The organism is Microbispora sp. H10670 (genome assembly GCF_014161385.1).
GTDB lineage: Bacteria > Actinomycetota > Actinomycetes > Streptosporangiales > Streptosporangiaceae > Microbispora > Microbispora triticiradicis.
This window is the reverse complement of record NZ_JABBWW010000002.1, coordinates 438,618-446,472: the sequence shown is the minus strand read 5'-3', so window position 1 is coordinate 446,472 and position 7,855 is coordinate 438,618. Positions and strand designations below refer to the sequence as shown.

5 protein-coding genes are annotated in these 7,855 nt (G+C 74.1%); 1 reads left to right on the top strand and 4 read right to left on the bottom strand.

Annotated features, from left to right (window positions below; genetic code table 11):
• Window positions 1-17 precede the first annotated feature (17 nt).
• From HHX33_RS05695 to HHX33_RS05685, 3 genes are all read right to left on the bottom strand, one after another.
• The gene (locus HHX33_RS05695; RefSeq protein WP_259402154.1) at window positions 18-2,486 is read right to left on the bottom strand and encodes an FAD-binding and (Fe-S)-binding domain-containing protein; all 2,469 of its coding nucleotides are present in this window, start codon (window positions 2,484-2,486) and stop codon (window positions 18-20) included.
• Window positions 2,487-2,526: 40 nt separating this feature from the next.
• Window positions 2,527-3,540 carry a zinc-dependent alcohol dehydrogenase gene (locus HHX33_RS05690; protein ID WP_182873632.1) on the bottom strand — a complete coding sequence of 338 codons (1,014 nt, stop codon included), beginning with the start codon at window positions 3,538-3,540 and terminating at the stop codon, window positions 2,527-2,529.
• Window positions 3,541-3,704: 164 nt separating this feature from the next.
• Window positions 3,705-4,622 (bottom strand): SMP-30/gluconolactonase/LRE family protein, encoded by a 918-nt coding sequence (locus HHX33_RS05685; protein ID WP_182873631.1) that lies wholly within the window; start codon window positions 4,620-4,622, stop codon window positions 3,705-3,707.
• 159 nt (window positions 4,623-4,781) lie between these two features.
• On the opposite strand from HHX33_RS05685, the gene HHX33_RS05680 reads away from it, so the two are divergent.
• The gene (locus HHX33_RS05680) at window positions 4,782-6,494 is read left to right on the top strand and encodes an IlvD/Edd family dehydratase (protein ID WP_117408279.1); all 1,713 of its coding nucleotides are present in this window, start codon (window positions 4,782-4,784) and stop codon (window positions 6,492-6,494) included.
• A 75-nt stretch (window positions 6,495-6,569) separates the two neighbouring features.
• Here HHX33_RS05680 and HHX33_RS05675 read toward each other — a convergent pair whose 3' ends face one another.
• Window positions 6,570-7,721 carry a glutathione-independent formaldehyde dehydrogenase gene (locus HHX33_RS05675; RefSeq protein ID WP_182873630.1) on the bottom strand — a complete coding sequence of 384 codons (1,152 nt, stop codon included), beginning with the start codon at window positions 7,719-7,721 and terminating at the stop codon, window positions 6,570-6,572.
• Between the last annotated feature and the right edge of the window lie 134 nt (window positions 7,722-7,855).

The window sequence follows — 7,855 nt, the reverse complement described above, 5'->3', positions numbered from 1 at the left end:
AGGCCGGCCCGCCGCATCTACAACAGGATGTTGTCGAGGAAACGCCGGGGAATGCCCTGGGCCGACGCGCCGCCCGCCGCGGCGACCAGGCGTTCGAACCCCTCGGTGCAGGAGGCGGCGTCACTGATCACCGGGAGACGGCCGCCCTCGGTGGCGGTCAGCAGGGACTCCCGCACCCGCTCGCGCATCACCTCGTAGCCCTCCGTGAACCCCTTGGACGACCACGGCGTGCCGCAGCACAGGCTCTGGACGCCCTCCGGCACGCGCAGGCGCAGACCGGCCCGTGCGGCGAGCCGTAAGACCGCGGCCATGACTCCCGGGCCGCCGTCGGCGGGGGCGAACATCGTGTTCAGGCACGACGGCACGTACACCGCGTCGGCCCGCTCCGCTGGTGCGGCCCGCCGGGGGACGCCGCCGCGCGGCAGGTCGCGGCTCCACTGGGGGACCGAGTCGGGGTCGCCGGCCGCGCGGGCCGCCCGGCTCGCCCGCTCGGCGAGCCCGGCCGGGGCCGCCGCGGCGGCGTCCATGGCGAGGTCCATGGCCCGGGTCACCGCTCCCCAGTGCCGGGCGGCGGACGTCCAGCCCGCCCGCGCCGCGCGTCCGTGGCGCTCGGCGCGCAGCCGCTTGGTGAGGTCGCCCGTGTTGATCAGTACGGGACACGCGGTGGCGCACATGCCGTCCACGGCGCAGGTGTCGACGGCGTCGTAGTCGTACTCCCGCTCCAGCCGCCGCGCGAGCGCCTCGTCGCCCGCCGCCCGGGCCGCGGTGATCTCGCGGCGCAGCACGATCCGCTGACGCGGGGTCGTGGTGAGGTCGCGGCTGGGACACACCGGCTCGCAGTAGCCGCACTCCACGCAGCGGTCCACCTCGGGCTCGACGGTGACGACGGGCTTGAGGTCGCGCAGGTGCGCCCGCGGGTCGTCGGTGAGCACGACGCCGGGGTTGAGCGTGCCGCTGGGGTCGCACAACCGCTTGACCTCCCGCATGACCTCGTACAGCTCGTCGCCGTACTGGCGGCGGACGAAGGGGGCCATGACCCGCCCGGTGCCGTGCTCCGCCTTGAGCGTGCCGCCGCGGCCGAGCACGGCGTCGACCATCTCCTCGGTGAAGCCGGCGTACCGCTCCGGATCGTCGCCGAAGCGCTCGTTCAGCATGAAGTGGAGGTTGCCGTCCTTGGCGTGGCCGAAGATCACGCTGCGCTCGTACCGGTGCCGGGCGAACAGCCCGGCGAGGTCGTCGCAGAGGTCGGCGAGGGCGGGCACCGGTACGGCCACGTCCTCCAGCAGCGCCGTCGTGCCACTGGGCCGGGCCCCGGCGACCGCGGCGTACAGGCCCTTGCGGATGCGCCACAGGGCCGCCCGGCCGGCGGCGTCCCCGCTCAGCCGGGCCGGGGCGGCGAGGTTGAGGCGGGCGAAGACCTCCGCGGCGTCCCGCTCGCGGGCGGCGAGCACCTCGGGCGCGGACTCCTGCCACTCGACCAGCAGCGCCGCGTGGTCGCGCACCTCCAGCGCGCGCAGGACGCCGTCGGCGCCCGGGTCGGTCCGCGCGACCCGCAGCGACTCGGCGTCGAGCAGTTCGACGGCGGCGGGACCCGCGGCGACGATCTCCGGCACCGCCGCCATCGCCGCCCGCAGGGTCGGGAAGACGACCAGGCCGGTCGCGGCGAGCCGGTGTGCCGGCACCGTACGCAGGACGGCCCGGGCGACGAACGCGAGCGTGCCCTCGCTGCCCACGACGAGGCGGGCGAGGATCTGGGCCGGGGAGTCGTGGTCGAGGAAGCTGTTGAGGCCGTAGCCCATGGTGTTCTTGAGGGCGAACTGCGCCTTGAGCCGCCGCACCGACTCGGGGTTGCCGCGGACGCGGTCGCGCAGCCGTTCCAGGCCCTCGGCCAGCGCGGGCTCCAGGGCGCGCAGCCGCGCGTCGGCGTCGGGCGCGCCGGTGTCGACGACGGTCCCGCCCGGCAGCACGAGGACCATCGACTCCAGCGTCCGGTAGGTGTTGGCGTGGGTGCCGCAGGTCATCCCGCTGGAGTTGTTGGCGACGACCCCGCCGATCGTGCACGCCGCCTCGCTGGCCGGGTCGGGCCCGAGCCGGCGGCCGTACGCCGCGAGCCTGGCGTTGACCTGCCGCAGCACGGCGCCGGGCTGCACCCGGACGCGGGCGCCGTCGTCCAGCACCTCGATGTCCCGGAAGTGCCTGCGGGTGTCGACGAGCAGGTGCTCGCTCACGCCCTGCCCGCTCAGGCTGGTGCCGCCGGAACGGAAGGTCAGCGGCAGGCCGGTCCGCAGCAGCGCCGCGACCTGCTCGGCGTTCTCGGGCACCAGCACCGCCTGCGGGGTCAGCAGGTAGTGCGAGGCGTCGTGCGCCATGCCGAGCCGGTCGCTCGCCCGCGCACGGGTGATCCCCGGGACGGCCGCCTCCACCGCCGCGAGGGCGGCGGGGTCCGGCTGGGTCAGCCGGCGCGCTCCGGCATCGGTAAGGCTCATGATCTCATCGCTTTCCCTCAGAGGCGGGCGAGCGCCTCCGCTATCGCCGCGGATCGATGTGGATCTTGGGGCCCGGCCCGGCGCCCGCCGGGCGTCGTCCCGCCAGCACCTCGGCGGCGTCGCCGAGCCCGACGGTGGCCGCCACGAGTGGATGGGCGTCGACCGATCCGTCCGCGTACGCCTCGATGGTTCCGGCCAGGCCGCCCGAGCCACTGAGCACGCCGACGGCGGTGACGTCCTTGAACACGAGGTCGCGGGTGTCGACGCGGCTGGGGGAGGCCGCGATTCCGATATACACTACCCGGCCCGCGGGCCTGACCAGGTCGAGCGCGAGCGCCGGGAGGTCCGCCGCGTTGGACGCGTCGACCACCGCGTCCCACGGGTGCGACGGGAGTGACGGGCGGGTCCACACGTCGCCGAAACCGAGGTCGCGGGGCAGCCGCAGCGCGGGCTCGTCGCGGCCCAGCAGGTGCACCTCGGCCCCCCGCGCCCGCGCGAGCAGCGCGACGAGCATCCCGATCGTGCCGGTGCCCAGCACCAGCAGCCGGTCGCCGGGCCCAGCGGCGGCCGCCCGTACGGCGCGCAGCGAGTTGGCGCCCGGCTCGACGAGCGCGCCGAGCGTCGCGTCGATCGTCTCCGGCAGCGCGTGCAGGGCCGACGCCGGTACGGCGAGCCGCTCGGCCAGCGCTCCGGGGAAGCCCATGCGGATCCCGATCTCGGCCCGGTCCGGGCAGACATGACGCAGGCCGGCCAGGCAGAAGCGGCAGCGGCCGCAGCCGAGCATCGTGTCGCCGGTGACGCGGCGGCCCAGCCAGCCGGGGTCGACGCCCTCCCCGAGCGCCGTGACGACCCCGCACCACTCGTGCCCCGGGCGCAGCGGATACCACGCCTGGCCGGAGTGGAGATAGCTCATCGCGCCGCTGAACAGTTCCAGGTCGGTGCCGCAGACACCGGCCCGCTCGACGTCGACGACCACCTGCCCGGGCGCGGCGACCGGCGGCTCGACGTCGAGGACCTCGGCCGCGCCGGGTCCCGTGATGACCAGTGCCCGCATGCGCCCGCCCCCTACCGGTGCGGCCGGACGGTACGGCCGGGCGGGAGGACGGATGCGGCTGCGCCGACGGGGGAGTGGTGGTGCAAGTGGTTCTCCGTGCTGTGGTTCTCCGTGCCGCGGATCGGTGTCCGCCGCCCGCTCACGATCTGCTCACGGGCGGAGCCTCACGATACGGAAGGGGCGACCGGCGGCCTCCAGTAGGGTGCCGGAAGGCCGCGTACGCCGACCCTGGCGGTGAACAGGTGCCCCGAACCGGGGTGCTCGGCCAGCTCCCGGGGAGACATGTTCTCGGTCGCCGTGGTGATCACGAGGATGTCGAGATCCGACCCGGCGAAGGCCGGGCAGGTGGGCTTCGGGGCGCCGACCTCGACCACGGCGAGCAGGCGGCCCGCCGGATCGCGGCACTCGACCCGCCCGCCGCCGAAGACGGCGATCCAGAGGTTGCCGTCGGCGTCGGCGCACATCCCGTCGGGCAGGGTGCCGGGCGGCCCGTCGTCCAGCGTGAACAGCTCCCGCCGCGGCCCGGTCCGGCCGCTGGCCGGATCGTAGTCGCGCGCCCACACCACCCCGGGGACGCTGTCGACGCTGTAGAGGCGGTCGCCGGAGGGGCTCCAGGCGAGGCCGTTCGACAGGGTCAGGTCCTCGTCGAGGTGGACGAGGGCCGTGCCGTCGAGCCGGGCCAGCACCTCCCGGCCCTTCCGGTCGTCGAGGGCCATGCTGCCGATCAGGAAGCGCCCGGCCGGGTCGACGGCGCCGTCGTTCAGCCTGCTCCGTACGTCCGGGGGGAGCACCCGGGCGAGTTCGGTGCGCCGTCCGGTGACGCCGACCCTGGTGAGGACCGCCTGTTCGGCGACGACGAGGTCGCCCTCGGCGGAGACGGCGACCGCGCCCACGGTGCCGCCGAAGGTGTGCAGCGTGGCGGCCTCGATCGCGCCGCTCGCCGGGTCGAGCCGTCCCTCGTGTACGGCGCCCGCGTCGATGTCCACCCACAGCAGGCGCTCTCGGGCGGGATCCCACACGGGACCCTCGCCGAGTGCGTACACGTCCCGGCCGGCCTGGGTCGCGGTGAACCGCCTGGTCATATTTCCGGATATTAGGTCGTTTGGCGCCACGATTGCGACTGGGAGAAAAGTGGATCACTTGGCTCTTTCGGGACAAGTGAGGCGTGGGTTAGCCTCGCAGAGTCGTTGACCTCTGTCTCTGACATCTGTCTTTGACCTCCCGAGGAACCTGGGTGCCGCATGGGGACGCGAAGCGCCGAGTGGTACGGCGGAGCCGGCCGCAACTCCTACATCCATCGCGCGTGGATGCGGCGCGGGCTGCCGGCCCATGCCTTCGACGGGCGCCCGCACATCGCGATCGCCAACACGGCGTCGGACCTCACCCCCTGCAACGCGCACCTCGACGAGGTCGCCGAGCACGTCAAGCGCGGCGTGTGGGAGGCGGGCGGCGTCCCGCTGAACCTGCCGGTGGTGTCGCTGGGGGAGACGCAGGTGCGCCCCACGGCCATGCTGTGGCGCAACATGGCCGCGATGGCCGCGGAGGAACTGCTGCGGGCCAACCCGGTCGACGGGGTCGTGCTGCTCGGCGGGTGCGACAAGACGATCCCCGCGCTGCTGATGGCCGCGGCGTCGGTGGACCTGCCCGCGATCGTCGTTCCGGGCGGGCCCATGCTCACCGGCCACTTCCGCGGCGTCCCGCTCGGCTGTGGCACGGACGTGTGGAAGCTCAGCGAGGAGGTCCGGGCCGGGACGCTGACCGAGGCCGAGTTCATGCGCTCGGAGTCGTCGATGATCCGCAGCAGGGGTCACTGCAACACGATGGGCACGGCCTCCACGATGGGGCTGCTCGCCGAGGTGCTCGGCATGACCCTGCCCGGCGTCGCCGGCACGCCGGCCGCCGACAGCAGGCTCCTGGAGGCCGCCCACGCCAGCGGCTCGCTCGCCGTCGAGATGGTCGCCGAGGACCGCCGTCCCAGCACGGTGCTGACCCGCGGGTCCTTCCTCAACGCCGTCGTCGCGCTCGCCGCGCTCGGCGGGTCCACGAACGCCGTCGTCCACCTGCTCGCCATCGCCGGGCGCCTCGGGGTGGAGCTCACCCAGGACGACTTCGACCGTACGGGGTCGGGTGTGCCGCTGCTGGTGGACCTGCTGCCCGCCGGGCGGTTCCTGATGGACGACCTGCACCGCGCCGGAGGCCTGCACGCCGTCCTGCGCGAGGTCCGCGACCTGCTCGACCCGGAGGCGATCACCGTCACCGGCCGGCCGCTGGTCGACTGGCTCGGCGCCGCGCGCATCCACGACCCCGAGGTCATCCGGCCCCGCGAGACGCCCCTGCTGGAGAACGCCGGAATCGCCGTGCTGTACGGCGACCTCGCCCCCGGCGGCGCGGTGATCAAGCCGGCCGCGGCCTCGCCGCACCTGCTGCGGCATCGCGGGCCGGCCGTCGTGTTCGACTCCGTCGAGGACTTCCACGCGAGGATCGACGATCCGGACCTCGACGTCACGCCCGACTCGGTGCTCGTCCTGCGCGGGTGCGGGCCCCGGGGCTACCCCGGCATGCCGGAGGTCGCCAACATGCCGCTGCCCGCCAAGCTGCTCGCCCAGGGCGTACGCGACATGGTCCGCGTGTGCGACGGGCGGATGAGCGGCACCGCCTACGGCACGGTCGTCCTGCACGTCGCGCCCGAGGCGGCCGCGGGCGGCCCGCTCGGCCTCGTCCGCGACGGCGACATGATCGTCCTCGACGTCGACGCCCGCAGGCTCGACGTCGAGGTCCCGGCGGAGGAGTGGGCCGCCCGCGAGCCGTCCCCGGCGATGACGAGGGCCTTCGCCGCCCCGAGCCGCGGCTGGGAGCGCCTGTACGTCGAGACGGTCGGCCAGGCGAACACCGGCGCCGATCTGGGCTTTCTCACCGGCTCCAGCGGTCACCCGGTGCCGCGCGACTCGCACTGATCGCCAACGCCGGCCTGCGAACACGACCTGCCAACGCCGGCCCGGGAACGCGACCCGCGACCGCCGGCGCCGTCGTCAGTCGGGCTTGCCGGGGTGCAGGACCACCTTGGTCCAGCCCCGGTCCCGCGCGTCGAAGCGCGCGTACGCCTCGGGCGCGTCGTCGATGTCCAGGTCGTGGGAGACGATCCAGGACGGCCGGGCGCCGACCTCGTGGATGAGGGCGCACAACTGGCGGTTGTAGTTCTTCACGTTGCACTGGCCGGTGCTCATCGTCTGCCCCTTCGACCAGAAGGTCCCGTAGTCGATCGCCACCGCTCCCCGCCGGTAGAGGGAGTCGCCGCCGCAGGGGTCGGTCGGGACGAACAGGCCCACGACCGCGATGCAGCCGGTGAACTTCACCGATTTGACCAGGTTGTTGAGGGTCATGCTGGGATGCTCGTCGCCCTCCGGGTCGTGGGCCTGGAAGCCCACGCACTCGCAGCCCCGGTCGGCGCCCGCGCCTTCGGTGAGCTCCAGGACCTGCTCCACCGGGGAGGACACGGAGTCGTCGATCGCGATCGCGCCGATCTCCTCGGCCTTGGCCAGCCGGTCCGGATGGTGGTCGATCACCATCACGCCGCTCGCGTTCCTGAGGAGGGCCGAGTAGGCGGCCATCAGGCCGACCGGTCCCGCGCCGTAGATCACGACGGTGTCGCCCGGCTGCACTCTGGCGAGCACGGTCGCATGCCAGCCGGTGGGCCAGACGTCGGCGAGCATCACGTAGTCGTCCTGCCTCTCCCGCGCGTCCTCGGGCAGCACCAGGCAGTTGAAGTCGCCGTACGGCACACGCAGCAGTTCGGCCTGGCCGCCCTGGTAGGGGCCCATGTCGGCGTAGCCGTAGGCGGCGCCTGCCCGTCCCGGCTCGGGGTTGGTGGTCAGGCAGAAGGCCGTCAGGCCGTTCTCGCAGTTGGCGCAGAAGCCGCACGAGACGTTGAACGGCATGCAGACCATGTCGCCGACCCTGACCCGGTCGACGGCCGCACCGACCTCGACCACCTCGCCGAGGTTCTCGTGACCGAGGATCCGGCCCGGCTCGAAGTCGGTGCGGCCCTCGTACATGTGCAGGTCGGAGCCGCAGATGTTGGCCGCGGTCACGCGGACGAGCACGTCGGTGTGCCGCTCCAGCCGGGCGTCCGGCACGGTGGCGACACGGACCTTGCGGGGACCTTCGTAGACCACGGCTTTCATGGCTGCCCTCGAACGCGATAGTTGCGCCGGACGGCGTGCGGGCGGTGCGCCGCCTCCGTACGCCGCACGCCGGGCGGGCACTGTCGGCCCGCGCGCCGGCGATACGCCGGCAAGGAAGGCGTACCCCCGCCGGA